The sequence below is a fragment of the Novilysobacter longmucuonensis genome, from assembly GCF_046600735.1.
GTDB lineage: Bacteria > Pseudomonadota > Gammaproteobacteria > Xanthomonadales > Xanthomonadaceae > Novilysobacter_A > Novilysobacter_A longmucuonensis.
In genome coordinates this window covers 157,299-183,060 of record NZ_JBJMAW010000002.1, presented here as the reverse complement: position 1 = coordinate 183,060, position 25,762 = coordinate 157,299, and the positions used below count along the sequence as shown (strand labels likewise).

Genomic DNA, 25,762 nt, shown 5'->3' with positions numbered 1-25,762 from the left:
CGGAAAGTTTCCCATGGTCACTACTGCCGGAAATGTAGTAGTCGCGCAAAAAGCGAATGTCGACCGCAAACGAAAAGGTACCAAGACTGATGAATCGAAAGCCGCTTGCGCCTACGGCATATCTTGACGAAGCGAAGCTGAGCACGTTACTGCCGTGCCGAACCGGCAGGAGCTCCGGGGAATGGCAGCACCTGCAGTTTGCTCTCGGCAAGAAACTGTCGGATGGCCTTCGCACCAAGCAGCACCGGCAGGCATCCCTGTCCGAGCTGCTGATCGCGGCGTTGGCACTGGTCGAGTCGAAGCTGACCGGGGAGGACCAGGTTCTGTCCACGTCGGTCGCGACGAGCGGCCTGAAGCAGGCGGCTGTGGATATCGACCAGCAGGGTCAATGTGCGTCGTGGCAGCAGGCGCTGCGGCAAGCAATGTCCGAGGCGCCGCCGTCGGACGAAGGAAGCGTGTCACCGACGGTCTGGGCAGTTTTCGAGGAAGCTGCGGTACTGAACGAAGCTGATCCGATTGCTTCGGAGTGGCGCATTGAACCCGATCCAACCCTCACCGGTGAGTTGCGGATCAGCTGCTCGTTTCGTGCCCCGCTTACCGAACAAGCAGTCACGCTCGTGGCGAACTGCGCGTGCCGTGTGCTTGCTGACCTGGCTGAGAACCGCCCCATCGAGTCGATCGATCTGCTCGATCCTGAAGACCGCGCGCGACAACTCGGCGATTGGGGCAGGACCCCGGCGACCGATGGGCTGGCGGCTACGGTCACCGAACAGTTCGCGACCATGCTCGCCCGCGCGCCTGAAGCGATCGCAGTGGTCGATGGCGCTCGCTCCCTGAGCTATGCCGAACTCGACCGCCGCGCCAACACGATGGCGGCACGATTGATCGCAGCCGGGGTTCAACCCGGGGCGGCAGTCGGTGTATCGATGTCAAGGTCGGCTGCGACCGTCATCGCCGTACTCGGAACCCTCAAGGCCGGCGCGGCCTATCTTCCGATCGACAGGGCACACCCGCGGGATCGCGTCTCGCAGATGCTCGACAACGCCGGCGTGCAAGTTGCCATCGTCGACGACAGCGGCGCTGCGGCACTGCTGCCGGAGCGGCTGGAATGCGTGGAGGTGGATCCCGAGCAGGACTCCGGCGAACACTCCGGCAATCCGGCGCCGGCCGTTTCCATCTCCGGTGATTCGATCGCCTATGTGATGTACACCTCGGGTTCGACCGGCGAGCCCAAGGGCGTGGAGATCCGCCACCGCGGCATCCTCCGGCTGGTCTGCGGTGTCGACTACGCCAGTTTTGGGCCGCAAACGCGATATCTGCAGGTAGCGCCCCTGGGCTTCGACGCGTCGACGCTTGAGCTGTGGGCACCTCTACTTAACGGTGGTTGCGTGGTGGTGCATCCGGAACTCGTGCCGACCGGTACCGGGATCGCTGCGTCCATCCGCAAACATCGGGTCACCACCACGCTGCTGACGGCTGCCTTGCTCAATGCGGTGGTCGATGAGGATCCCTTGCACTTGGCGGGGCTGGAGGAGCTGCTTTCCGGCGGTGAGGCGATGTCGGTCGATCACGTGCGCCGCCTGCGCGCTGCTTTGCCCACGCTGCGGCTGGTCAACTGCTACGGCCCGACCGAGTGCACGGTGATCATCAGTACGCATGAGGTCGGGCAAGAGCTGCCGGCCGATGCGACGGCGGTGCCGATCGGGCGTCCGATCGCAGATACCCGGGTCTATGTGTTCAACGCGCGGCGTGAACTCGTGCCCAGTGGCATCCTTGGCGAGCTCTACGTCGGCGGTAGCGGTCTCGCGCGCGGTTATGCGAACCAGGAGCAGCTGACGGCAGGGCGATTCGTCGGCGATCCATTCCGTGCGGGCGAGCGTCTATACCGCACCGGTGACCAGGTCCGGTTTCTTCCGGATGGAACACTGGAATTCGCCGGGCGCCGCGACAGTCAGGTCAAGGTTCGAGGTTTCCGCATCGAACTGTCGGAAATCGAACAGGCGCTGCAGCAGCACGCCGGAATCCAGTCGTGTGCGGTGGTGGCGCGGCCTGGCCGTACCGGCAGTGCCCGGCTGCTGGCCTATTACGTCGCTGGCCAGGAGGCGCCAACCCCGTCCGCGCTGCGTGCGCATCTGACCTCGCGGCTGCCGGAGTTCATGGTGCCGGTGCGCTACCTGCGCCTGGACGCGTTTCCGGTGACGATCAACGGCAAGCTCGACTCCAAGGCGCTGCCCGAACCGGACCGTTCACGCCCCGAGCTTGCCTGTGCGTTCGAGGCCCCTTTTGGTGCTGTCGAGTCGGAAGTGTGCGATGCCTTCGGCGAACTACTCGATATCGACGCCGTCGGGCGGCATGACAATTTCTTCGAGCTGGGCGGCAATTCGCTGCTGGCTGTGCAGTTGGTCGGCAAGGTCGCGCCGCTAGCGGCGGCAAAAAGGGTTCCGGTCACTTTGTTGTTCCGGAATCCGACACCGGCGTCGCTGGCTGCGGCACTGTCGGGCAGTGCCGCAGGGTCGGGGCTGGATCCGGCGCGCATCGCGGCAAAGCGGCTGGTCCGACCCGATTTGAGGCCTGAGCCCATCGCGATCATCGGCATGGCCGGTCGTTTTCCTGGCGCCGCCGACGTGGAGGCGTTCTGGGACAACCTGTGTGAAGGCCGCGAGTCCATAACACGGTTTGAACCCGAGGAATTGGACCCTGCGGTCAGCGTGGCCGAACGCAGCGATCCGGCGTACGTGCGGGCACGTGGCGTGATCGAAGGAGTGGAGCTTTTCGACGCGGCTTTCTTCGGCATCAGCCCGAAGGAGGCAGAGCTGATGGACCCGCAGCAGCGGATCTTCATGGAGTTGTGCTGGGAGTGCATGGAACGGGGCGGGCATGCGCCCGATAGCGGCGCCGATGGCCCGGTCGGCGTGTTCGCCGGCATGTACACCGCAACCTACATGCAGCGCCATGTCGCCGCGCATCCGGAACTGGTCGACAAGCTGGGCGCCCTGCAGGTACTGGTCGGCAACGAGAAGGATTTCATCGCCACTCGCATCGCGCACAAGCTCAACCTGACCGGTCCGGCCATAAGCGTCAACACCGCCTGCTCGACCTCGCTGGTCGCGATCTGCCAGGCGGTCAACAGTCTTCGTGCCGGCGAATGCGACATGGCACTGGCCGGCGGCGTAGCAGTGACCTGTCCGCCGCGCAGTGGCTACCTTCATCAGGACGGCACGATGCTGTCGCCAGACGGCCATACGCGCAGCTTCGACGCAAATGCGCAGGGCACGGTGTTCAGTGATGGCGCCGCGGTGGTGTTGCTCAAGCGACTCTCCGACGCGCGCGCCGACGGTGATCCGGTAGTGGCACTGATCCGTGGCGGGGCAATCAATAACGATGGGGGGCAGAAGGCAAGCTTCACCGCGCCCAGCAGTGACGGACAGGCGGCTGTGATCGCCATGGCGCAGGACAACGCCGGCGTCGATCCGCGCAGCGTCAGCTACGTCGAGGCCCATGGGACAGCGACGTCGCTGGGCGATCCGATCGAGATCGAAGGGCTGACCAAGGCATTCCGCCGCGGCACGCACGAGAATGGTTTCTGCCGGGTCGGCTCGGTCAAGAGCAATGTCGGCCATCTGGTGATGGCTGCCGGCGCGGCCGGGGTGATCAAGACCGCGCTGTCCCTGGCCCATCGGAAGATACCGGCGAGCCTGCACTTCGAGACACGCAATCCGAACGTAGATTTCGCCGGCTCGCCGTTCGTGGTCAACGCCGGGCTGAGCGAATGGGCCAGTGACGGTTCTGCCCGCCGCGCCGGGGTCAGTTCGTTCGGCGTCGGTGGTACCAACGCGCACGCGGTGCTGGAGGAGGCGCCCCCGGCGGAAGAGTCCGAGCCGGCGCAGGGGCCGCAACTTCTGGTGCTGTCGGCACGCACCCCGGCTGCGCTGGGGCAGGCATGCGTGCGTCTGGCTGATCATCTGGAGGCCAGCCCCGATGTGAATCTTGCCGACGTTGCATGGACGCTCGCGGTCGGGCGCAAGGCTTTCGCACATCGGTTGGCAGTGGTTGCCGACGAGGTCGAAGACGCGGCGACCGCACTGCGCGGCAAGGAAACCGCTGCCACCGTGAGCCGCAGCCGCCCGACACGCCAGTCGGACGTGGTGTTCATGTTCCCGGGCCAGGGCGCGACATACCCGGGCATGGGCCGCAGTCTTTACCGGACTGAGCCGGTGTTCCGTGCATCGATCGATGAATGCGCGCAGATCCTGGCCGACGGAGAGGATGGTTTCGACCTGCGGAAGCAGCTGTTCGACGACGATCCGGAGGCGTTGCTGCCCACCGCGATCATGCAGCCGGCGACATTCGCCATCGAATATGCGTTGGCGCAGGTCTGGATGAAGCGTTACGGCGTCGTGCCGACGGCGATGGTCGGCCACAGCGTCGGCGAATTCGTGGCGGCCACGCTGGCTGGTGTGTTCGCATTGCCAGACGCATTGCGGTTGGTGGCGCATCGTGGTGCGCTGATGCAGGCGCAACCCCCGGGCGGGATGTTGTCCGTGCGCATGCCGCTTGATGCGCTGCTGGAGCGGCTGCCCCAGGAGCTGGCGCTCGCGGCGGAGAATGCACCTGGAGCGTGTGTGGTGGCTGGCCCGTCCGAGGCAATCGGGCAGTTCCAGGCCGAGCTCGAAGGCGATGGCGTTGCATGCCGGGCGTTGCGCACCTCCCATGCATTCCACTCCGCGATGATGCAGCCGGTGGTCGAGCCGTTCCGTGCCGCGGTGGCCGCCATCGCCCTGTCGGCGCCGCAACTGCCGATGCTCTCGACCGTGAGCGGCGACTGGCTCGATGACGCCACGGCGACCTCGCCCGAATACTGGTCCCGCCATCTGCGCAAGCCTGTGCGTTTTGCCGGCGCGCTCGGGCGGCTGCTCGATGTGCCCGCACGCGTGCTGCTTGAAGTCGGGCCGCGCTCGACCCTCAGTACGCTTTCGCGCCAGCACCCCGGCGTGCAGAAGCAGTCGATCGACGCGGTCGCAACCCTGTCGGACAATGCCGCCAGTGAAGCGATCGACTTCGCCCGCGCCATGGGCCGTCTGTGGTGCCGCGGCGTGAGGATCGATCCGGCTGCGTGCGATCGCCGCAGCGTACGTCAGCGACTGCGGCTTCCGACTTATCCTTTCGAGCGCAAACGGCACTGGGTGGACGCGGCAGCCTCCACCGCGGATGCGAAGCGATCGGCCGCACCTGCCGCCCTCGCGCCGTCCGGCAGTCACGATGCAGTGGCACAAGCCATCGAGGCTGCTCCTGCGGTACTCGCCTCGGCGGCGGGCGAAAATGCCGGCCCCGACCGAAAGGCGCGATTGGTAGCCCGTTTGCGCGAGGTGTTCCAGGACATCTCGGGGTTCGACATGGGCGATGCCGATGTCGATGCGAACTTCGTCGAGGCCGGCCTCGACAGCCTCATGCTGACCCAGGTCGCTTTGCAGTTGCAGAAGGTGTTTTCGATCAAGGTCACCTTCCGCCAGCTCATGAGCGATTGCGCAAGTCTGGATAAACTGGCCGAACGGCTCGATGCACAGTTGCCGGCGGAAGAACCGCCTGCAGCCGACGCGACCGCCGCGGCGGAACGCCCGGACGAGTCGGTGTCGGCGCCGACCGCATCGACCGCATCGACCGCACCGGCAGTATCGGAGGCATCTCAAGCCGCGGCTCCGGCACCGACACCAACACCGACACCGACACCGACACCGGCAGCGGTCCCGGCCGCGTCTTCAACCCCAAGCCCGGCCTCGCCAGCGCCGGCGGCCGCTGTCCCGACCGCAGCCGCCGGCGTCACGCTGGCCGATCTGATCGCGCAGCAGATGCGCCTGATGGAACGACAGCTTGAACTGCTGGCCGGACAGCCGGCTTCCGGGTCGGTGCCAGCGGTGACGTCGGCACCGGTGACATCGGCGGAATCGTCGCCAGCGCCGGGTTCGGCCGCAGCGGCGGCTGGGCCTGATCCTGGCGAGATGCACCGGCCCGACAGGCAGGAAATGCAGCCGGTGACCGCCCATGAAGCAACGCCCAGCGGCACCGGCGATGCTGCAACATTGCCAGGCGGCGATAAGCCTGTACCTGCGAAGCTCGACACACCGGCGGTGCAATCCGCCGCTGTCAATGAACGTGATTCCGCAGCGGCTGTCGCTGTCCAGCCGCATCATTCGTCGCAACCGAGTGGACCGTTCGCACCGATGGATGCGGCAAATCCGATTGCACCCGGTGCAAGGCCGGGGCGTGACCCGGAAGGCCGGCCAGGCTGGTATGTCTCCGACCCGACGCAACCGGACCGGTTCTGTCGGATCGATGAAGCGCCGGCGGGCTCCGATGGGCGGACCTCACCCGTACCGGTCGCCTATGACCCCTTTGCCGAAGGCGTGTTGCTCCGGGTAGTGCCGACGATCGAGCCGCAGCGGGAGGTCTGGCTGGCCGATCACCTTGGCGAAGACGCATCGCTGTCGTTCAACCTGTCGGTGTCGCTCAATCTGCGCGGTCCGCTCGACGTGGATTGTCTGCAGCGCGCGGTGCAGCAGCTGGTCGATCGCCGCGATGCACTGCGCGCAAGTATCGGCCCGGACGGCGAGACGTTCTGCGTGCTGGAACATGTCGAAGTACCGTGTCCACTGGTGGATCTGGCCGAGCTGGACGATGCGGCGCGCGTGAGGGCGCTCCAGGAACGGCTGCATGCCGCCAACAACACCCCGTTCCGGCTGGCCGACGCCCCGCTGTTCCGAGTGCAGCTGTTTCGGACGTCCAGCGATGAGCACCTGTTGCTCCTGACCGCGCACCATATCGTCTGTGATGGCTGGTCGTGGTCGAAGATCGTATTCGAGCTGTCCGGGCTGTACCGACAGAATCTCGGGCTGGCCGGTGAGGCGCTGCCGCAGCCGGAAGGGTTTGCGGACTACGCGATGGCCGAGGCATCGCATCAGTCCGGCGACGTGCATGCCGAGGACGAGCAGTACTGGTTGTCGCGCTTTTCCGGAGAGATCCCGGTCCTGAACCTGCCGACCGACCGGCCGCGCCCGTTGCGGCGCAATTTCGCGTCGGCACGCGAGGACCACATGCTGGACGCCGCCTTGGTTACCGGCCTGCGCAACATGGGCGCGCGCCGGCGCGCGAGTCTGTTCTCGACCCTGCTCGCCGGCTTCTCGGTGTTGCTGGCCAAACTGTCGGGGCATCCCGACGTGGTCATCGGCATTCCGGCCGCCGGCCAGCCGGTCGATGGCCACGACAACGTCATCGGTCACTGCGTCAACCTGCTGCCACTGCTGTTCGAGACCAATCCCGATCAACCCTTCGCCGAAGCGATGGTCGATGCGCAGGCGGTCTTGCTCGATGCACTGGAGCACCAGCGCTACACCTTCGGGACACTACTCAAGAAGCTGCGTATCCGGCGCGACCCCTCGCGCACGCCACTGGTGAGCGTGTTGTTCAATCTGGATCAGGCGCTCGATCAGCAACGCGAGATTTTCCCGGGACTGAGGATGGAGACCGAGACAGTCCCGCGCGACTTCGAGCCGTTCGAGTTGTTCATCAATGCGGTGCAGACGCAGGGCGAACTGCGCGTGGAGTGCCAGTACAACTGCGACCTGTTCGACGCAACCACTGTCCGCCGTTGGCTGCATGCCTTCGAGACGCTGCTGCGTGCGGCCGTGGAGAACGAGGCCATCGAGATCGCCCATCTGCCACTGGTCGATGCGGCGGCACGATCGGAGCTGGCCGCGCTGCAGCCGGCGCCGGTGGCGTTCGACCGCGAGTGGCGGATGCACGAGCATTTCGAAGCGCAGTGCGATCGTACGCCCGAGAGCATCGCGGTCCGTTGCGGAGCGGTGGCGGTGAGTTACGCGGAACTGGAACAACGCGCCAACCGCATCGCCCACCTGCTGCGCGCCCAGGGAGTGCAGTGCGGTGCGCTGGTCGGCCTGGCCATGGACCGCGATGCCGACATGGTGGCGGGCTTGCTCGGCATCCTGAAATCCGGTGCCGGCTATGTGCCGCTGGACCCGGGGTTCCCAGCCGATCGTTTGGCCTACATGGCCGCCGATGCAGGCTTGTCGGCGCTGCTGACCACCGCGGCATACGCGCCGCGGTTCGACCTGCGCGGACGTGCGGTGCTGAAACTCGATGAAATGGGCGGGGAGCTCGCGGCCGTTCCGGATACCCGCATCGGGCGGGACAAGAAATCGGCGGAGTCGGAGGACGTCGCCTATCTGATCTATACCTCGGGCTCCACCGGCCGTCCGAAGGGCGTGCAGGTGCCGCATCGGGCGGTCGCCAACTTCATTCTCGGCATGCAGCGCGACCTTGAGCTCTCGGCGAGCGACCGCCTGCTCGCGGTGACGACACTTTCGTTCGACATCGCAGTGCTGGAGCTGTTGCTGCCATTGAGCACCGGCGCCGAGGTCGTGCTGGCCGACCGCGACAGCGTGGCCGACGGCGCCGCACTGGCCGCATTGCTCGACAGCAGTGGTGCGACGGCGATGCAGGGCACGCCTTCGCTCTGGCGGTTGCTGCTGGATGCCGGATGGTCCGGCACACCGCACTTCAAGGCCTTGTGTGGTGGTGAAGCGCTCGCGGTGGACCTGGCTGAACGCTTGTTGCCGTGCTGTGGAGCACTGTGGAACCTGTACGGTCCCACCGAGACAACCGTGTGGTCGACCTGTGCACGCATCATGCCACCGCAGGCGCAGAAGACGCCCGACGTCACCATCGGCCGGCCCATTGCCAACACCCAGGTGTGGGTGCTGGACCCGCATGGAGCGCTGTGTCCACTGGGGGTGCCCGGTGAGGTCTACATCGGCGGAGAAGGTGTAACGCTTGGATACCTGGAGCGACCGGAGCTGACGGCGGAGCGTTTCGTGGCCGACCGTTTTGCCGGCACGACGGACGCCGACGGGGCCAGTCGCAGCGTACCTGCGCTGCTCTACCGGACCGGCGACCGCGGCCGCTGGCGTGCCGACGGCAACCTCGAGCACCTCGGTCGCCTCGATCACCAGGTCAAGGTACGCGGCTACCGGATCGAACCGGGCGAGATAGAAGCCAATCTTGCGGCACGCGACGAAATCGCGCGCGCACTGGTGATCGTTCGCGAGGACCGACCCGGCGATCAGCGTCTGGTGGCCTACCTGGTTGCCGCGCCTGGCGCGCGCATCGACGAGGCGGCATTGCGCACGGACCTGCGTGACACGCTCCCTTCGTACATGGTGCCGCAGCACTTCGTCGCGCTGGAACAACTGCCGCTGCTCCCGAACGGCAAGATCGACCGGAATGCCTTGCCACCCCTGGCACAGGATCCGATCGGCACCGGCGCGCCTGCGGCATCCGGATCCGGCAATCCTGTCGATCCCCGCCAGCGTTACCTGGCCGATGTGTGGTCGGAGCTCCTCGGTACACCGGCCGGACCCGACGACAACTTCTTCGACCTGGGCGGACACTCGATGCTGGCGGTCCAGATGGCCAACCGGGTCGCGCGTGATACAGGGGTGCGCATCCGGTTGATCCGCCTTGGTGCCGAGACCCTCGCCCAACTGGCTGAAGACCTCCCGGTGATGGAGGCCGAACCGGTAGCGGCGACCGTGAGCGTCGGCGGCCGGATCAGCAAGGGGATCAAGCGGCTGCTCGGTTTTGCTGCGGCGGAGCCGAATCGATGAGCACCCGAGCTTGGGAGCCGATGTGGTTGGACTCCGATTCGCGGTGCCTGTATGCCGCGCTGCATGGAGTGCCGGCACGCGCATCGACCGGGGTGGTGTTCGTGCCGCCGTTGCTGCATGAACAACCGCGTAGCCGGCGCTTTCTGACTGAAGCTGCCGCGCGCCTGGCGGCAATGGGTTTGCCGTGCCTGAGGTTCGATTTTTTCGGCACCGGCGACTCCGACGGCAGCGGTGACAAGCTCGATTTCGTTTCGATGGGAGCCGACCTGGAGCTCGCTATTGCGGCGTTGCGTGCCCGTGCCGGTGTCGATCGGGTGGTGGTGCTTGCCTGGCGGGGAGCCGCGCTGCCGGTGATGGAGTGGCTTCAGCAATCTTCGCAAGCGGACTTGCTCGTGCTGTGGGAGCCAATCGTCGACGGGGCCGACTGGCTCACCGAGCTGGAGCAGGACGATGCGGCCGAACGAGCATCCCGACCGAGGCCGAGGCCGGGAATACCGCGAAGCGCCCCGGCGGACGATGGTCAGCTGATGGGGTTCGCCGTTTCCCAGCGTTTTCGCCGGGATCTCACGGAAGCCCGGCTGGTGGATGCGCCTGTCCAGCCTGCGCGCACGCCCATGCAGAACGCTACGGCGCAGCTTCCTCCACATGTACCGATCTGGGCGGTGATGCGTCACGACGCGCCAGCGTTGCCGATCCGGGTCGGACGGGTACTCCCGTTGCCCGCTACCGCACCCACGTTCAACGGCGGTGCCAGCATGGAGGCGACCTTTTTCCTGTCACCGGCGCTGGAGCGGGTGGTGGACGACCTCGGCCGTGCACTGCGGGAGGCGCATGCGCCCGACCAGGTGCTGCTGGAGCAGGGGATCAGATGAGCCGGATTAAAAAACAATTGGTGACGTTCGGACCGGATCGGCGCCTGACCGGCGTGCTCACGCGCGGCGCGGCACCATCGCGCGGACCGACATTGGTCCTGCCCAGTGCGGGCCTGCAGCCGCGGTCCGGACCTTTCCGGTTGCACGTCGAGCTGGGCGAGCGTCTGGCTGCGCACGGCATGGACAGCTTTCGCTTCGATGTACCGGGCGTAGGCGAGGCACCGCGACTGAAGGGGGCCGACGGGCGCGTTGCGGCGCTGGCGGCCCTGGAGGTTCTGGCCACCGAGCACGACTGCTCCGATTTCGTGATCGGCGGCGTGTGCAGTGCTGCCGATCTGGGATGGAACGTCGCCCTGCAGGATGCGAGGGTCCGCGCGGTGCTGATGCTGGACGGGATCGGCTTCAACGGCCCGTGGTTCCACTACGCCCGGAACCTGGATCGCCTGCGCCGTCTGCCGCGCGAATGGCGGCGCATGTTGCGGGACGCGCCGAAGCACCTGCGCGACAGCGAGGGTTTCGAGGCGACCGACGTCCGCGACTGGCCCAGCCATGCCCAGGCGCGCCAGCAGTTCGCCGAACTGGTCGACCGCGGTGTGCACCAGATGTGGATCTACACCGGCGGCTATACCGATCGTTTTCTGCATCCGCGCCAGTTCCGCTGGGCCTTCGGCGAGCCCACCCGGGACCCGCGCGTGGCGATGCGCTACTGGCCGGATTGCGACCACACCTTTTTCGCGCGTGCCCACCGCGACCGGCTGCTCGGTACGGTCGAAGAGTGGATGCTCAAGCTCGCGAACACCCTCACACCTTGCCCGGAGGATCGTCGTGAGCCAGCACTGCACAGTCAGCGATAGACCAGCCGACGGTGCGGCAGCCCCGGCCACGCGGCTGTACGCCACGCCGCCAGGGCTCACCCAGCCGCTTCGGGTCACCCTGGTGGCACCGGAGTGGATTCCCGGCTGGCTGTCGCGGTTCCTGGAGCTCGCCGCGGAGGTCAGCTGGATCGACATCTCGGTGCTGCCCGTGGCGGACTGGTCGTTACCGGCGGTGAAGGACCTGCCGCCGGATATCCTCGCCTTCATGGCGGCCGAGCGCCTCCGCCCCGGCCACACCGGCGCCATGGTGTCGGCGGTGTCATTCCCGGCGCATCCGGGCGTCTCGATCGCACCGGAGGTATCGGCCGATGCGGATGCCAAGCAACTGCGCGAGCGGATGCGCAAGCTGCGGCCGGACCTGATCCTGTCACTGGGGCCGCCGGCCTGGATCTCGCTGTTGGCCGACGATGCGGAGTGGGGGTGCTGGAGCCTGGATGCGGGGCTGCTGGATGATGATCTCGCCGGCACCGCGTTGCTGGCGCCGATGCTGAACCGCGAGTCCGCCACCGAGATCCAGCTGGAACTATTGACTCCGTCACTGGCGCCGATGCCGCTGGTGACGAGTTGGGGCGCTACTTCGTACGGTTCGTTTAGCCGGCAGCGTGAGCAAGCGTTTCTGAAGCTGCCTTTGCTGCTGCTGCGTGTAATGCGTCAACTCGCCGCTGACGACCCGCTGATTCCGCGGCGGCAGCCGGGCGAGCTGCGGCAGGCAGGCGCCAGGGAGCCGCTGGGAGTCGCGGCGGGCGCGCGCGCGCTGTGGGTCACCGTTTGCACCACCATACGTTGGCAGCTGGCCAAGCGGCGGCGCCTGATGCCATGGCTCCTGGTGTTGCGCCAGGACAGCACGCCCCTTGATCCGGCCGCGCCGGCGGTGGGCTCCAGCACCGTCGTCCAGGCACCCAAAGGCTATTACTGGGCAGATCCGTGCATGGTCGAGCGCGACGGGCGCAAGCTGATCTTCGTCGAGGAGATGCAACCCTCGGGGAAGGGCGCGATCGCGTGCCTGGAGCTGCAGCCAGACAGCGCCGCGCGATTGGGATTGGCGCTGGAGGAGGCCTCGCATCTGTCCTACCCGCAGGTGTTCGCGTGGGACGGAGAGTGGTATATGACCGTGGAATCGAGCCAGGCCAAGCGTGTGACGCTGTACCAGGCCGCCGAGTTCCCGCTGGGCTGGCGCCGGGTCGTGGACCTGGTCGCCGGCCGCGTCTGCCTCGATCCGACCCTGCATTTCCACGAGGGCCACTGGTACCTGTTCGCGACCATCGCCGAGAACGGCAACAGCACCTGGGACGAGCTGTTCCTGTTCGTGGCCGATCGCCTGGAGGGGCCTTTCCAGCCGCACCCGGCCAATCCGATCGTGAGCGATGTGCGGCGCGCGCGACCTGCGGGCCGTCTGTTCCAGCATGGGGACAAGCTGATCCGTCCGGCGCAGGATTGCGCGGCGTGTTACGGCTCCGCGATCGTCTTCAACGAGGTACTGGAACTGAGCCCGAGTCACTACCGCGAACAGCCGATCTCACGGCTGGCGCCCGACTGGGCCGACTCGCTGGCCGCGTGTCATACCTACAGCGCCGCCGGCGGCGTCGAGGTGCTGGATGCGCGGGGCTATCCGCCGGCGGGAACGCCTCTGCTCAGGACCTTCGACGCCTCGAACGACGTACTCGGCGCCGCGTCAGGAGCGCAGGCGCAGACCCGTGCAAACCAGCAGTCCCGCTCGAAAGGGTCGGTCGATGCATAGCGGTCCCGCGCCCGCCGCATCGCCCAACGTTGCCGGGTACATCGACGTTTCGTGCCGCGCGGCGAGGGGGAGCTGGCGTAGCGGCTCGGCTTCGCCGAGATGAGCCGCCGCCAGGACATCCCGCCACCGACAGCGAAGGTCGCATCGGGGGCGTCGGACGCCGCGCCGGGTTTACCGGCCCGGCCGGGAATCGCGACGCATTACCTGCGCTACTCCGTCGCCAACATGCTGCTGCTGGTGGCGGGCGTCATCTCGTTTCCGGTGTTGACCCGGCTGCTGGACAACACCCAATACGGGGTCATGGGGTACTTCAACACCTGGGTGTTGATCGCCGTGGCGGTGGCCAAGCTCGGTGGGCAGCACGCCATCATCCGTTTCTATCCGCACGACGGAGACGCCCGCCAGCAGGCGCACTTCAGCACCAATTTCGTGACCTTGCCGATGCTGTTGTCGCTGTCGTTGTGGACGGTGGTAGCCGCCGCGCTGGCGGGCTGGCAGTGGACGGGACGGGCGGAGTTCTCCGGCGTCTTCTGGTGCGTGGTGCTGATCATCCCGGTGATGGTGGTGGTCAGCATCGTGCAGGCGGTGGTACGAGCGAGCGAGCGCTCGGGCCTGCTGATGACGACCAAGGTCACCGGTCGCGGCATGGAACTCGCGCTGGTGCTGGGATTAGTGATCCTGGTCGAGCGCAGTGCCCTGTCAGTGTTTGGCGGGCGCTTGATCGCGGCGACGTTGCTGCTCGGCTACTTTGTCTACTGGGCCTCGCGCAACCTCAGTTTCTCCCGCCGCACGATAGACCTCGCGGCCACCGGCGGCGCGCTGATGTACGGCTTGCCGCTGATGGCCAACGAGTTCGCGGCCATGTCGCTGGTCGCCATCGACCGCGTCCTGCTCAAGGAGATCACCGACGACTACGCCACCGTCGGCATCTACACCATCGGCTACACGCTGGCGATGCAGGTCAACCTGTTCATGAGCGCGACCCTGTCGGAAGCCTTCGTCCCGGTAGTCAACCGCATCTACGGCGGCGAGGGCGATGTGGGAGTGCGCGAGCTCAAGGGTCGGGTGCTGTTGCCGATGACCTACGCATCCCTGGGCGTCGCCGCGATGATCGTGGCAGTGGGCAAGGACGTCCTGGTCGCGTTGGCCGGCGCCGACAAGGCCGCATCCGGGGCGGTGTTCGTGGCGGTGGGCACGGTGATGGCGCTGTACCCACTGCTGGACATCTCCGGTTACGGGTTGCTGTTGAGAAAGCGCTCGATGCGCGTGTTTTCGCTCACCGCCGGTGCCGCCGTGTTCAACATCGCGGCGAACTTCGTGTTGATCCCCATCTACGGATACATGGGCGCGGCCTGGGCCACGGTGATCAGCTACGTGGCGCTGAGCATCGCCACATGCTTGTGTTGCCCAAGGGAACTGCTGCGGTTTCCCGATGCGCGGGCGCTGGGCACCGCGGGCGGCTTTGCGCTGTTGCTGCTGGTGATCGTCATCTACACCGACATGTTCGGCTTGTCGGGACCGTGGTCGCGGGTGTTCGCGGGGGGGGCACTTTTCCTGGCGGTATACGCACTTCCGGTGTGGCTGCTGGACCCGCGGCTTCGTGCGACCTTGCCCAGATGGAACTGGCGCAAGACGCCCACGCGGTGAACCTGGCGGGGGACGCGCTGCGCAGATGAAATGGTTGCTTTCACCGCTGGTCTGGTTGCTGCTTGCCGCGGTGCTGGCACCCATCGCGTGGCAACTGCGTTCCCGTGCGAAATGGCTGGCGGCAGGTTGCCTCGCGTTGGCTGTCGCTGCCTGGCTGGCGATGACGCCGCTGGTGGCCAACTCGCTGCTGGACTATCTGGAGCGACCCGTCGCGGGACCGGCAACGTGCCTGACCGATCCACCCTCGACCGTGGTGGTGCTGGCCGGCGGCGTCGATCGGCCGCCGCAGGGCCGGGCTGATTTCGCGGTGCTGAATCTGGCCAGCCGGCGGCGGATCGAACGCGGGGTGCAGTACTGGCGCGAGCGTGAGGGGCGCCAGGTCGTGGTGACCGGAGGCGCGGTCGCCGCGGGACCGGCAACCTTGGCCGAGCTCATGGGCCGGTACGCACAATGGCAGGGAGTCCCTGGACCCGCACTGCATGCGGAGTCGCACTCGGCCAACACGCGCGAGAACGCGGAGAACGTAGCCCGGATGATGCCCGGAGTCCCGCGCCGGATCGCGCTGGTGACCTCCGCACTGCACATGCCGCGCGCGCGACTGTCCTTCGAGGCGGTGGGTTTCGAGGTGTGCCCGCTGCCCACCGACTTCAGGACGGTTCCCGTCGGCGCACCGGGCTACCTGCTGCCAAGGACCAGTTCGCTGCTCAAGACCGAAGCGGCGCTGCACGAGCTGGTGGGAATCCGGTACTACGGGTGGCGCGGCTGGCTGGATCGGCAGCCCCACGATTCGACCGAGTGAACTTCGATCCGCGGCGACGACTCCGGGGACGCTGGGGGGCATCGCGACTGCCGCCACATCGTCCGGCTGATCCGCGCTACCGGATCATCTCTCACGGCGTCCATGCGGCGTAGCGCCAAGCGCTGGCACCGCGGGTGGCTGGTCGCCGATCGGCAGGGTGGACAGATAAACGGCGCGCGAGGATCTTTTCGGTGAATGTCACCACCTCGACCGCTTCGGACGGCATACGTGCGCATTGTTCGACCGCGGCTGGCAGCCGCTCCCGAATTTTCTCGGGTTCACCACGCCCGACCCGTTGCCGGAGCGTCCACGCAACCTTGAACGCCTGCTCGAGATTGCCGAGGTCCTGGGCAGCGAGTTCGATTGCGTCCGCGTCGATCTGTATGACTTCGACGACAAGATCTATTTCCGCGAACTGACCCTGGCGCCGAGTTCCGGCGCCAGGTCACTCGGCGAATACGACCGGATCCTCGGCGACTACTGGTAACAATGCGCGTCGCCGGAGCGGCCCATTGGCCGCGGCGCTTCTGCTATCGCGCGTGCACCGTGCCCATGCGCGGCGGCGGTTCGATCCCCACCGCCGCCTTCCAGCCGTGCACCGCATACCTCCAGCCGGCGGCACGCCGCGGTTCCACCGTCGCTCGGAGCAACTCCGGCGCGACTGCCTGATGCGGTGCGGTCGCCTGGTATGGCGCGACCACGTGCGTCGCGGCGGAGGTCCCGGTCGGCTGCCGCGGCGCGGACTGCTGAACTTGCGCCGGCGGAACCGAGGCTTCCGCTTGCCATGCCGACCCGATCAGTCGCGCAAACGAATGCCATGCGTGCTCGGCGAATCGTACGAAGGCCGTCTTCACTTCGATGCGCGCCGGTGCCACTGGCGCAACATCGCCATGGGCCAGCGGGCCGGGTGTGCTGGCGTCGATGTCGGGACTCGCGTCGCTGACCGGCGCCACCGCGGCCACCGGGCGATTGGAGGCGGTGGGTGCAACGACCAGCATCGGCGGGGTATTGCGGCTCATGGGTGGGGCCACAATCGTCGGCTCCACTTCAACTACAGGCTGCATTTCATACGCACCGATGTCGCTGGCCGTGCCGACCGGGCGCGGCTGCAGCAGGAAGTCGGTGTCGATGCCGGCGAGCAGCGAAACGCGGTCGATGACCGGGCTGCCGTCGCGCGGTTCGGCATTGAAACCGCGCAGGGTCATGTCGGCCAGCATCGGGTCCTTGCCGCAGATGCTGCCCGAGGGGCAGGCGTATTCGTTGTCCTTGACGTTCCACATCAGGTTGCCGTCCCAGCTGACCTGGGCCGGGGCATTGTTGGCGTAGTAGACCGAGCTCTGGACGCTGGGCTTGCGGAAGGCCGGGAAGCCGATCAGCACGTTGTTGCGGATGTCGATGTGGCTGCTGCTGTCGCCCTCGTTGGCACCGATCAGTACGCCGCCCTCACCGGTGATGGTGTTGTGGCGGACGAGGATCTTGTCGTTGGAGGTCGGCACGAACTGCAGGGTGTTGCCACCGGCGCGGCAGTTGTCGTCGGTGACCATGTAGTGCTTGCCTTCGAAGTAGGCGCACTCGCTGACCAGCACCGAGTTCTCGACGGTGGCGTTGCCGCGCACCTTGACCTGGTTGCCGGCATTGGCCACGGCATACACGCGGCGCAGGGTCACGTGGGTGGAGTCGGCGCCGTCCATGTAGCGGAAGTCCAGGCCGTCGGAGGTGTTGTGGTGGATGAAGGAGTCCTCGACCAGCCACTGGCCGCCGGTGTCGATGGTGCCCAGGCCGTCGCCGTAGCCGCCGGTCTGCTGCGCCCAGCACGCCCACGGCTCGCCGGTCTTCCAGCGCTCGCCGCAGCCGTTCCAGCCGATCTCGACCTCGCGCAGGACCATCTGGCCGGAGTTGGAGCTGCCCGAACCGATGTTGGCATCCCAGCCGGCGCGGCCGTTGGCGTTGATCTTGACCCGCTCCATGGTCCAGCTGCTCAGGCCGCCGGCGTTGATGCCGTTCTGGGCCAGGCCGTGGATATTGACGTCATGGATCCAGACGTTCCTGGAGTTGCGGGCGTACAGGCCGACGCGGCCCCAGTCGCCCGAGCCGCAGCTGGCGCTGCTCACGCTGTGGCCATAGACGCAGTCGTCCTGGTCGGTGACGTCCAAGAAGCCGAGCTCGACATTGGAGCTGCCGTCCAGGTTGAGCACGCGCTTGGTGCCGCCGGCGCCCCAGAGCTTGGGCTCGGCGCCGGCGCGGCCGAGGATGCGGGTCTTGCTGGTGGCCGAGGGGCCGCTGGGGATCGGCGGCATGAAGCCCGAGCCCATCTTGTAGCTGCCCTTGCCGATGATCAGGGTGTCGCCGCCGGCGATGCGGGGCGTGCCACCGGGGGGCAGGGCGACGAACGGGTGCTTCCAGGCGCAGGCCTGGTTGCTGCCGCTGCCGGAATACGGGGCGTCGGCGCGGCCGGTGCACTGGCTGGCGTCGCCGCCGTCGGCGCGGACATGATAGGTGGTGGCCGCTTGCGCGGAACCCCAGGCGGCAAGTCCACAGGCCAGCAACAGCAGCGAAACCGGTGACTTGGCGGTGAAGCGGTTGTGAACGATAGATGACACGCAGATCTCCTACGAAGTGACGGACAGGTCAAGAACCGTTCCCTCCGTGGAGGCGTGGATGCTATGGACGCCCCGACAGGCCTTCTGCGACCTGGCTCACGTATACGTTCCGTAGATAAAGATGAATAGGGGCCGTGCAGCCCCGGTTTAACTGCACGTGCCAAAAACTTGACGCGCGTCACCCTGAATTTCCGGTGCCTTCCGGCGGCGCGAGAGCGGATTCGAAGCGGCGGGTCGGCGGCAGCGGACGACAAAAAAAAGCGGCTTCAAGCTCTCGCTTGAAGCCGCTCCCCCCTCATCCAAACTGGGAGACCTGGACCCCTCCAGGCCCCGGGTGTTTCGCTCGGCCTCAGCCCACCGAGAAGGTGCCGCTGGCGGTGGCCGACTCGCTGCCGCTGGTCGCTTCGGCACGCAGCTGATAGGTGCCGATCGAGCTCGGGCCGGAGCCGGAGACGAACGACGCGCGGGCATAGCCGTTGCTGTCGGTGGTGGCCTTCTCCACGACCTCGTTGATGCCGTTGGGCTTGAGCGCACCGAAGCGCACGTTCGCACCCGCGACCGGCTTGCCGTTGTGGAGCACGCGAGCACTCATGTACACGGTTTCACCGGCGTCATAGCTGGACTTGCTGGTGGCGACGGTGTCGGTAAAGCCTGCCTCGACCTGGGCCACGCCCTCGTCGGCAACCGAGAAGGTGCTGCTGGCGGTGGCCGACAGGCTGCCGCTGGTCGCCTCGGCACGCAGCTGGTAGGTGCCGATCGAGCTCGGGCCGGAGCCGGAGACGAACGACGCGCGGGCATAGCCGTTGCTGTCGGTGACGGCCTTCTCCACGACCTCGTTGATGCCATTGGGCTTGAGCGCGCCGAAGCGCACCTCGGCACCGGAAACCGCCTTGCCGTTGTTGAGCACGCGGGCACTCATGTGCACGGTCTCGCCGGCGACGTAGCTGGTCTGGTCGGTGGCGACGGTTTCGGTCATGCCGGTGGCCGTGGCGACCTCGGTGCCGGTGCCGGCATCGGCAACCGAGAAGGTGCTGCTGGCGGTGGCCGACAGGCTGCCGCTGGTCGCTTCGGCACGCAGCTGGTAGGCACCGATCGAGCTCGGGCCGGAGCCGGAGACGAACGAGGCGCGGGCGTAGCCGTTGCTGTCGGTGATGGCCTTCTCCACGACCTCGTTGATGCCATTGGGCTTGAGCGCACCGAAGCGCACCTCGGCACCGGAGACCGCCTTGCCGTTGTTGAGCACGCGGGCACTCATGTGCACGGTCTCGCCGGCGACGTAGCTGGTCTTGTCGGTGGCGACGGTTTCGGTCATGCCGGTGGCCGTGGCGGCATCTGGATCGGCGACCGAGAAGGTGCTGGTGGCAATGGCCGAATGGCTGCCACGGCTGGTTTCGGCACGCAGCTGGTAGGTACCGATCGAGCTCTGGCCGGAGCCGGAGACGAACGACGCGCGGGCATAGCCGTTGCTGTCGGTGGTGGCCTTCTCCACGACCTCGTTGATGCCATTGGGCTTGAGCGCACCGAAGCGCACCTTCACACCTGAGACCGGCTTGCCGTTGTGGAGCACGCGGGCGCTCATGTGCACGGTTTCACCGCCGACATACTGGGTCTTGTCGGTGCCGACGCTGCTGGTCAGGCCATCGGTGCTGGTGCTGCTCGAATCCTCGATCTGGTACGTGGCCGAGGCGCTCTGCGTGTGGACGCTGCCCTCGGTGCTGCTCGCACCGGCACCGATGCCGTAGGAGCCGGCGGTGGCGGTCGTCGGCGAGGTCACCTGGATGGCCGCCTTGCCGGTGGCTCCCGGAGCCAGGGCCACGCTGTTCGCCGACAGGGTGCCGGTCCAACCCGACGGTACCGTCCGGGCCAGGTTGAAGGTCGTGTTGCTGCACGCGGTGGAGTCGTTGTTGCGCAGGGCCAGATCAAAGGTGCTGGTGGTCCCGGCGGCGACCGCGGTGGTCGGACCGGAGATGCTCAGCGTCGGCGCACCGCGGGTGCAGGTCGGATCGACCGGGTCGATCGGATCGATCGGATCAGGATCGGAAATGATTCCGCCGACCTGCATTTCATACGCACCGACATCGCTGGCCGTACCGACCGGGCGCGGCTGCAGCAGGAAGTCGGTGTCGATGCCGGCGAGTACGGAGACCTTGTCGATGACCGGGCTGCCGTCGCGCGGTTCGGCATTGAAACCGCGCAGGGTCATGTCGGCCAGCATCGGGTCCTTGCCGCAGATGCTGCCCGAGGGGCAGGCGTATTCGTTGTCCTTGACGTTCCACATCAGGTTGCCGTCCCAGCTGACCTGGGCCGGGGCATTGTTGGCGTAGTAGACCGAGCTCTGGACGCTGGGCTTGCGGAAGGCCGGGAAGCCGATCAGCACGTTGTTGCGGATGTCGATGTGGCTGCTGCTGTCGCCCTCGTTGGCACCGATCAGTACGCCGCCCTCACCGGTGATGGTGTTGTGGCGGACGAGGATCTTGTCGTTGGAGGTCGGCACGAACTGCAGGGTGTTGCCACCGGCGCGGCAGTTGTCGTCGGTGACCATGTAGTGCTTGCCTTCGAAGTAGGCGCACTCGCTGACCAGCACCGAGTTCTCGACGGTGGCGTTGCCGCGCACCTTGACCTGGTTGCCGGCATTGGCCACGGCATACACGCGGCGCAGGGTCACGTGGGTGGAGTCGGCGCCGTCCATGTAGCGGAAGTCCAGGCCGTCGGAGGTGTTGTGGTGGATGAAGGAGTCCTCGACCAGCCACTGGCCGCCGGTGTCGATGGTGCCCAGGCCGTCGCCGTAGCCGCCGGTCTGCTGCGCCCAGCACGCCCACGGCTCGCCGGTCTTCCAGCGCTCGCCGCAGCCGTTCCAGCCGATCTCGACCTCGCGCAGGACCATCTGGCCGGAGTTGGAGCTGCCCGAACCGATGTTGGCATCCCAGCCGGCGCGGCCGTTGGCGTTGATCTTGACCCGCTCCCTGGTCCAGCTGCTCAGGCCGCCGGCGTTGATGCCGTTCTGGGCCAGGCCGTGGATATTGACGTCATGGATCCAGACGTTCCTGGAGTTGCGGGCGTACAGGCCGACGCGGCCCCAGTCGCCCGAGCCGCAGCTGGCGCTGCTCACGCTGTGGCCATAGACGCAGTCGTCCTGGTCGGTGACGTCCAAGAAGCCGAGCTCGACATTGGAGCTGCCGTCCAGGTTGAGCACGCGCTTGGTGCCGCCGGCGCCCCAGAGCTTGGGCTCGGCGCCGGCGCGGCCGAGGATGCGGGTCTTGCTGGTGGCCGAGGGGCCGCTGGGGATCGGCGGCATGAAGCCCGAGCCCATCTTGTAGCTGCCCTTGCCGATGATCAGGGTGTCGCCGCCGGCGATGCGGGGCGTGCCACCGGGGGGCAGGGCGACGAACGGGTGCTTCCAGGCGCAGGCCTGGTTGCTGCCGCTGCCGGAATACGGGGCGTCGGCGCGGCCGGTGCACTGACTGGCGTCGCCGCCGTCGGCGCGGACGTGGTAGGTGGTGGCCGCCTCGGCCGAACCGTGGGCTGCGAAACCGAGAGGCGCGAGAAGCAGGAGGGCAAGCTTGCCGGAACGATGAGTAGACATGAGGGTGTGGGACTCCGTCGCTGTTTAAGCGGGGTTTAGAAAAGGAGGAGGGCTCCCTTCGAGCCGGCGGCGATGTTAGGAAGGGCCCTCCAGCCCTTTTGTGCGCTGCGTCACGCCCACTGCGTCAAAAATTTGACGCGGTTCCCACTAAGAATCTTCACGACGGCGTCATTCAGCCGGGAGTAGCGAGCGTGAGGGTCCGCGGCGCCTGTTTTCGCCGCGGAAAACGGCCGGCCTGGCGACGCTCTGAGCCCCCGTTTCGTGTCCGGCATCACGCTTTCGCAGGCAATCGGCCGCACCCCGGCGGCAGCGCCGGCGGCTTGGCGACGGCACCCTAGGAAGTGATCACATGAGTTCAGCGGCCGGGAGCGGCAGCAGGCCTGTCGGCGTAGCGCGCGGGGTCCAGCGAGCCCCACGCGTGCGCTGCGCTCCTGTAGAGCCGAGCTTGCTCGGCTGCCCCTTTCGGCACTCGGGGGGCAGCCCCCAAGATGAGTCGCGCACAGCAATCCCCACCGCACGTGCCGGCTTTACGTAGAGCCGAGTTTGCTCGGCTGCCTTTCGGCACTTGGGGGGAAGAGTCGCCCGCAGCGAACCCCATCGCAGGCGCTGGGCTCGTCAGCCAACCCTGCGAACGCGGCCTCTAGGTATGCAGCCTTGCCGACGCGCGCGGCCACATGGAGACGGGCTTGCTCGGCTGCGTTTGGGCATCGGATGCGGAGTAACCGGGGAGTCCGGCTTTACACGCACTTCGTGCAGGGCCACTTGCAGGCCGGGCTTGCCAGAGCAGCCTGCGGATGGTTGGCGCCGGCTGGAGGCGTTGCCCCGGTCCGGCATCGGGCCAGGACTCTAGCGGGGCTGCGAACCCTGCGGTCGCGGCGGGCCGTGCGGGCGGCGTGGCGGCGGTGAGACGCGGTCGATCACCGGGCTGCCGGGCAGCGGCTCGGCATCGAAGCCCGGCAGCGTCATGTTGGCCAGCTTCGGATCCTGATCGCAGATGCTGCCCTCGGGGCACTTGCCGCGCTTGACGTTCCAGACCAGGTTGCCATCCCAGTTGACCCGGGCCGGGGCATCGTTGGCGTAGTAGACCGCGCTCCGGACGTCGGGGTTGCGGAAGGTCGGGAAGCCGATCAGCACGTTGTTGCGGATATCGATCCGGTTGCTGCTGTCGCCCTCGTTGGCACCGATCAGCACGCCGCCTTCGCCGGTGATGGTGTTGTGGCGCACGCTGATGGTGTCGTTGGAAGTCGGGACCAGTTGCAGGGTGTTGCCACCGGCGCGGCAGTGGTCGCCCTCGACCATGAAGTGCTTGCCTCTGAAGTAGGCGCACTGGCTGACCAGCACTGAATTCTCGATGGTGGCGTTGCCGCGGACCTTGACCTGGTTGCCGGCATTGGCGACCGCATGGGTGCGGCGCACGGTTACGTGGGTGGAGTCCTTGCCGTCCATGTAGCGCAGGTCCAGCCCGTCGGAGGTGTTGTGGTGGATGTAGGCGTCCTCGACCAACCAGTGGCCGCCGGTCTCGGTGGTGCCCAGGCCGTCGCCGTAGCCGCCGGTCTTTTGCGCCCAGCAGGCCCATGGCTCACCGGTTTTCCAGCGCTCGCCACAGCCGTTCCACCCGATCTCGATCTCGCGCAGCACGATCCGGCCCGAGTTGGAGCCGTCGTCACCGACATTGCCATCCCAGCCGGCACGGCCGTTGGCGATGAGCTTGACCCGCTCCAACGTCCAGTCGCTCAGGCCGCCGGCGCGGATACCTTGCTGGGCCATACCGTGGATGCGCAGGTCGTGCAGCCGGACATTGCGCGAGGCGCGGGCGAACAGGCCGGCCCCGGCCCAGTGTCCGCTGCCCCGGGCCGGGCAGTCCGCGCCCGCGGCGGAATGGTTGTGCACGCAATCGTCCCGGTCGGTGACGTCCAATATGCCGATCTCGACGTTCGAGCTGCCCTCCAGGTTGAGGATTCGGTCGGCGCCGCCCGAACCCCACAGCACGGGCGGCGCCGACCGGGAGTCGCCCAGGATGCGGGTCGGGGTGGTGGCGGTGGGGCCACTGGGGACCGGTGGCATATGGCAGTCCTTGCCGGAGCATTCGCCGGCGCCCGGAGCACCGCGGCCCATCATGTAGTCGCCGCTGCCGATCAGCAGGGTGTCGCCGCCGGCGATGCGGATGGCGCCATCGGGCGACAGGGCGAAGAACGGATGCTTCCAGGCACAGGCCTCACCGGTGCCGCTGCCGGGATAGGCCGCATCGGCACGACCGGTGCATTGGTCCGCGTCGCCGCCATCGACGCGCACGTACCAGGTGGTCGAATCGATCTCGGACGACGCAGAGCGGCGGCGGGAGGTCTTAGGCAGGGCGTTCGCTACCGCCGCCGAGGCAGCGGCGTGCGACGCCGCCGCATGCGAAGCGGCCGCCTGCGAAGCACTCGAATCGAGTTCGACCAGTTCGTCGCCCTCGCCGGTGAAAGCGTTTTCGGCGGCACACGCACCCAGACTGCTCAGTGCCATCACCGCGAGCGCATGTACGAGCAGCGCGCCACGCCGCTGCGGCCGGCGGCGGCCCGGCCCACTGGCGGTTGCGCGGCGAAGCGCAGGCGTCGGCAGCCGGTCGTTCGTCATCGCGGATAGGTCCTCGGAGCGGTGCGGAAGGGTCGCCCCGCACCCGGCAGGGCGCGGGCCGCCAGCGGAAAGCGGTCGCGAATCCCGACCGGCTCAGCCGGCTGCTGTTCCTCGGCCAGTTCGTTCGCGGCATGTGCCTTGAGCGCGTAGTAGCGCTCGAGCAGGCCGCACAGCACCCAGAAGCTCGCCATGATCAGGCCCTCGAAGAACGCGCTGCCATAGATATTGCTCAATGCCACTGAAACCACCGCGATCCTGAAACCCAGCGCCAGCGCTTGCGCTTCCAGGTCGGTGCTGGCGGCCGATTCGCGCAATCGTCGCCCCAGGCCCCAAAGACGCCAGAACACCCACAGCAGCGCCGCCAGTCCCAGCGGGCCGGTCTCGGCCAGCATCAACACGTAGGTGTTGTGCGCGTCCATGCCGACATGGCTGGAATACTCGCCGATGTTGGTGGCAAAGCGGCCCAGGCCGACCCCAGCCGGGTGGTCGCTCCACATCTTTACGGCGCCGCTCCAGATGTCGAAACGGCTGGCGGTGCTCGAGTCCAGGGTTGCCGCTCCGGCGGCGTCGACCTGCCGGGTTTCCTGCACGCGCTGGACGACGCTGTCGGGAAACAGCCCGACCGACACCAGCAACATGAGTCCGGCCACCATCGCGACCATGGCTTTGCGGCGCATCAGGTGCATCAGCAGCATCAGCAGCCCGAACACGGCAATCAGGTAGGACTGCCGCGAGTAGGTCAGCATGATCGCCGCGGCCAGCACGACGCAGCCGCCGATCGCGGCCATACGCACCGCTTTGGGCCGGGTCATCAGCACTGCCGCCGCAGCCAGCAACGGCAGGAAAAAGGCATAGAACACGCCTGCACGATTGGCCATTTCGGGCCCGCCGAACGGACCGGAGGCCCGCTCGCTGTCGACATATTGCCCGAGCCCGAACTGGACGCCCTGGTAGACCGCCTCCAGACCCGCGACCACGGCTACCAGCAGAACCAGCATGATCAACTGGCGTGTGGCTTTCAGGCCCAGCCGGCAGCGCCGGTACACGAAGTACAAGATCGGATAGAAGATCGCGTTCTTCAGGCGGGTCAGGTCCTCCATCAGATCGCCTGGCTCGCTCCATTGGGCGATCACAAATCCCAGCCCCAGCACGAGGAACAGCGCGATCAACGGCGCCGATAGATACCCCGGCCCGGCCAGCGCCGGCCTGGGCTCCTTCGCGCTGATGAGCAGCGCACCGATCAACACCAGCAACAGCAGGTTGCTGAAGTTCAGACCGGGGATCCCCGTATCGACCGAGACGTGCAGCGCGTTGGGCAGCAGCACTATGGCGATGGCGAACAGCAGTCGAAGCAT

10 protein-coding genes and 1 pseudogene are annotated in these 25,762 nt (G+C 67.1%); 7 read left to right on the top strand and 4 right to left on the bottom strand.

Annotated elements, in window-relative coordinates; translation table 11 throughout:
• Window positions 1-89: 89 nt before the first annotated feature.
• The 7 genes and pseudogenes from ACJQWM_RS02810 to ACJQWM_RS02780 all read left to right on the top strand — a co-directional run.
• On the top strand, window positions 90-9,677 hold the full coding sequence (locus ACJQWM_RS02810) for a non-ribosomal peptide synthetase (protein WP_411306657.1): 9,588 nt from the start codon (window positions 90-92) through the stop codon (window positions 9,675-9,677).
• Window positions 9,674-10,549, top strand: a complete 876-nt coding sequence (locus tag ACJQWM_RS02805) for an alpha/beta hydrolase family protein (RefSeq protein ID WP_411306656.1) — start codon at window positions 9,674-9,676, stop codon at window positions 10,547-10,549. Before ACJQWM_RS02810 ends, ACJQWM_RS02805 begins: the two co-directional genes overlap by 4 nt.
• Window positions 10,546-11,403 (top strand): hypothetical protein, encoded by an 858-nt coding sequence (locus ACJQWM_RS02800; RefSeq protein ID WP_411306655.1) that lies wholly within the window; start codon window positions 10,546-10,548, stop codon window positions 11,401-11,403. Before ACJQWM_RS02805 ends, ACJQWM_RS02800 begins: the two co-directional genes overlap by 4 nt.
• A complete protein-coding gene (locus ACJQWM_RS02795; protein ID WP_332704976.1) occupies window positions 11,375-13,162 on the top strand; it encodes a glucosamine inositolphosphorylceramide transferase family protein in 1,788 nt (595 codons plus the stop codon). The genes ACJQWM_RS02800 and ACJQWM_RS02795 overlap by 29 nt, the downstream gene beginning before the upstream one ends.
• A 99-nt stretch (window positions 13,163-13,261) precedes the next feature.
• A complete protein-coding gene (locus ACJQWM_RS02790; protein ID WP_332704974.1) occupies window positions 13,262-14,809 on the top strand; it encodes an oligosaccharide flippase family protein in 1,548 nt (515 codons plus the stop codon).
• Window positions 14,810-14,834: 25 nt separating this feature from the next.
• Window positions 14,835-15,608, top strand: a complete 774-nt coding sequence (locus ACJQWM_RS02785; RefSeq protein WP_332704972.1) for a YdcF family protein — start codon at window positions 14,835-14,837, stop codon at window positions 15,606-15,608.
• A gap of 217 nt (window positions 15,609-15,825) precedes the next feature.
• Window positions 15,826-16,095 (top strand): annotated as a pseudogene (locus ACJQWM_RS02780) (ATP-grasp fold amidoligase family protein); the annotation flags it as partial.
• 43 nt (window positions 16,096-16,138) lie between these two features.
• On the opposite strand, the gene ACJQWM_RS02775 reads toward ACJQWM_RS02780, so the two are convergent.
• The 4 genes from ACJQWM_RS02775 to ACJQWM_RS02760 form a co-directional block, all read right to left on the bottom strand.
• Window positions 16,139-18,208 carry a choice-of-anchor Q domain-containing protein gene (locus ACJQWM_RS02775; RefSeq protein WP_411306654.1) on the bottom strand — a complete coding sequence of 690 codons (2,070 nt, stop codon included), beginning with the start codon at window positions 18,206-18,208 and terminating at the stop codon, window positions 16,139-16,141.
• A gap of 349 nt (window positions 18,209-18,557) precedes the next feature.
• The gene (locus ACJQWM_RS02770; RefSeq protein ID WP_411306653.1) at window positions 18,558-21,791 is read right to left on the bottom strand and encodes a choice-of-anchor Q domain-containing protein; all 3,234 of its coding nucleotides are present in this window, start codon (window positions 21,789-21,791) and stop codon (window positions 18,558-18,560) included.
• Between the two features lie 846 nt (window positions 21,792-22,637).
• Window positions 22,638-24,407 (bottom strand): right-handed parallel beta-helix repeat-containing protein, encoded by a 1,770-nt coding sequence (locus ACJQWM_RS02765; RefSeq protein ID WP_411306652.1) that lies wholly within the window; start codon window positions 24,405-24,407, stop codon window positions 22,638-22,640.
• On the bottom strand, window positions 24,404-25,762 hold the full coding sequence (locus tag ACJQWM_RS02760; RefSeq protein WP_332704887.1) for an O-antigen ligase family protein: 1,359 nt from the start codon (window positions 25,760-25,762) through the stop codon (window positions 24,404-24,406). The genes ACJQWM_RS02765 and ACJQWM_RS02760 overlap by 4 nt, the downstream gene beginning before the upstream one ends.

What these genes read in the sequence shown, in the direction of transcription:
- ACJQWM_RS02760 (WP_332704887.1), bottom strand. Translation starts at nt 25,762, where the DNA reads ATGCTTCGACTGCTGTTCGCCATCGCCATAGTGCTGCTGCCCAACGCG.
- ACJQWM_RS02790 (WP_332704974.1), top strand. Translation starts at nt 13,262, where the DNA reads ATGAGCCGCCGCCAGGACATCCCGCCACCGACAGCGAAGGTCGCATCG.
- ACJQWM_RS02765 (WP_411306652.1), bottom strand. Translation starts at nt 24,407, where the DNA reads ATGACGAACGACCGGCTGCCGACGCCTGCGCTTCGCCGCGCAACCGCC.
- ACJQWM_RS02785 (WP_332704972.1), top strand. Translation starts at nt 14,835, where the DNA reads ATGAAATGGTTGCTTTCACCGCTGGTCTGGTTGCTGCTTGCCGCGGTG.
- ACJQWM_RS02810 (WP_411306657.1), top strand. Translation starts at nt 90, where the DNA reads ATGAATCGAAAGCCGCTTGCGCCTACGGCATATCTTGACGAAGCGAAG.
- ACJQWM_RS02805 (WP_411306656.1), top strand. Translation starts at nt 9,674, where the DNA reads ATGAGCACCCGAGCTTGGGAGCCGATGTGGTTGGACTCCGATTCGCGG.
- ACJQWM_RS02800 (WP_411306655.1), top strand. Translation starts at nt 10,546, where the DNA reads ATGAGCCGGATTAAAAAACAATTGGTGACGTTCGGACCGGATCGGCGC.
- ACJQWM_RS02770 (WP_411306653.1), bottom strand. Translation starts at nt 21,791, where the DNA reads ATGTCTACTCATCGTTCCGGCAAGCTTGCCCTCCTGCTTCTCGCGCCT.